This window comes from Streptomyces muensis (assembly GCF_021474425.1).
Classification (GTDB): Bacteria; Actinomycetota; Actinomycetes; order Streptomycetales; family Streptomycetaceae; genus Streptomyces; species Streptomyces muensis.
In genome coordinates, this window is sequence record NZ_JAKEIP010000580.1 from 1 (window position 1) to 1,283 (window position 1,283).

Annotated in this window: 1 protein-coding gene and 2 pseudogenes; 1 reads left to right on the forward strand and 2 read right to left on the reverse strand. The window is 71.2% G+C overall.

The window, feature by feature from the left end:
• Positions 1-148: pseudogene (locus L0P92_RS44485) on the forward strand (UDP-glucose 4-epimerase GalE); the annotation flags it as partial.
• Positions 149-198: 50 nt separating this feature from the next.
• Here the strand turns inward: L0P92_RS44485 and L0P92_RS44490 are convergent.
• Both L0P92_RS44490 and L0P92_RS44495 read right to left on the reverse strand, forming a co-directional pair.
• Positions 199-303: pseudogene (locus tag L0P92_RS44490) on the reverse strand (DNA-binding response regulator); the annotation flags it as partial.
• Between the two features lie 52 nt (positions 304-355).
• On the reverse strand, positions 356-982 hold the full coding sequence (locus L0P92_RS44495; protein WP_234768817.1) for a TetR/AcrR family transcriptional regulator: 627 nt from the start codon (positions 980-982) through the stop codon (positions 356-358).
• Between the last annotated feature and the right edge of the window lie 301 nt (positions 983-1,283).

A 1,283-nucleotide genomic window follows, 5' to 3' on the forward strand; every position in this document is an offset into this window, starting at 1 on the left:
CCGCCCCGGCGACCCCGCCCGCGTAGTCGCCTCCGCCGACCGCATCGCCACCGAACTGGACTGGAAGGCCAAGCACGACGTCCAGGACATGATCGCGTCGGCGTGGGAGGGATGGGTACGCCTGCACCCAGAGGCGGCACGTGCCTGAGACCGAGCCTCGCCGGGGCCCCCGGCCGACCGCGCCCTCCCGAACGCACCCGGGCCGGTGCCGGCGACGGCCGCTACCTCGTGTCCGGCCGACGTCAGGAGGAGGACGAGGGCCTCGTACAGCAGGGCGTTGTCCTCTGCGCTCACGACTCGCACGGCGGTCCCGCCGCTGCTCCGGTCACCGTGCGGGTGCGGTGACGTCGCCTGCTCAGAGCGCCTTGAGCGCCTGCGTGGTGGAACGGGCCAGGGCGTCCAGGTAGCCCTTCGGCAGCTTCGGGCTGCGGGCCACCACCATCCGCCAGTACAGCGGTCCCGAGACCAGGTCGAGGGCCAGTTCGTCGTCGAAGCCCGTCCGCAGCTCGCCGCGTCGCTCCGCCCCGATCAGGATCTTGCTGGCGACCCCCTCCTGGCCCTGCTCCAACGCCTTCTGCAGCGCCTCGGCGATCTCCGGGTTGCGGGCCGCCTCCGCCTGGAGGTCGGGGATGATCTGCGAGACGACGGGGTGCCGCAGGGCGCGTGAGGTCACCTCGTACAGCATCCGCAGGTCGCCCTCCAGCGAGCCGGTGTTCGGCGTCGGCAGGCCCATGACCGCGACCGCCGACACCACGTCCAGCACCAGGTGCAGCTTGGAACGCCAGCGCCGGTAGACCGCCGTCTTGCCGACACCCGCGCGGCGCGCGATGCCCTCTATCGACATCCGCGCATAGCCGACGGCTGCCAACTCCTCGAAGACAGCCGCCCGGATGGCCTCCGTCACGTCCTCGCGGAGTACGGCCGCCCCGGCGGGGGTCCGGCGGCGCGGGCTCGTCTGGGGCTGGCCGGCGTTCGTCGTCATGCGGACAGCATAGGGCGTAGCGACGATACGGTGCCGTCCCCACGGTCGGGCGGTCTCGCGAGCGTTGCGACGCTACGGCGCCGTTCTCACGATGGGCCTCGCCCCCACGCTCGTCACGTCGCGCACGTCATGTCCTACACGTCACGACGAAACGGTTGCGTTCCGACGCCATCGCGTCCTACGCTCACGTTGCGACGATACGGTCCCGTCCCGACGTAAGGAAACGTGAAGAGTCACGTAAGAGACCGGAGTGTCGCAGCACCTCTCTCGAACCTCCCTCGCCCACCCCCCACCTCAACCC

What these genes read in the sequence shown, in the direction of transcription:
- L0P92_RS44495 (WP_234768817.1), bottom strand. Translation starts at nt 982, where the DNA reads ATGACGACGAACGCCGGCCAGCCCCAGACGAGCCCGCGCCGCCGGACC.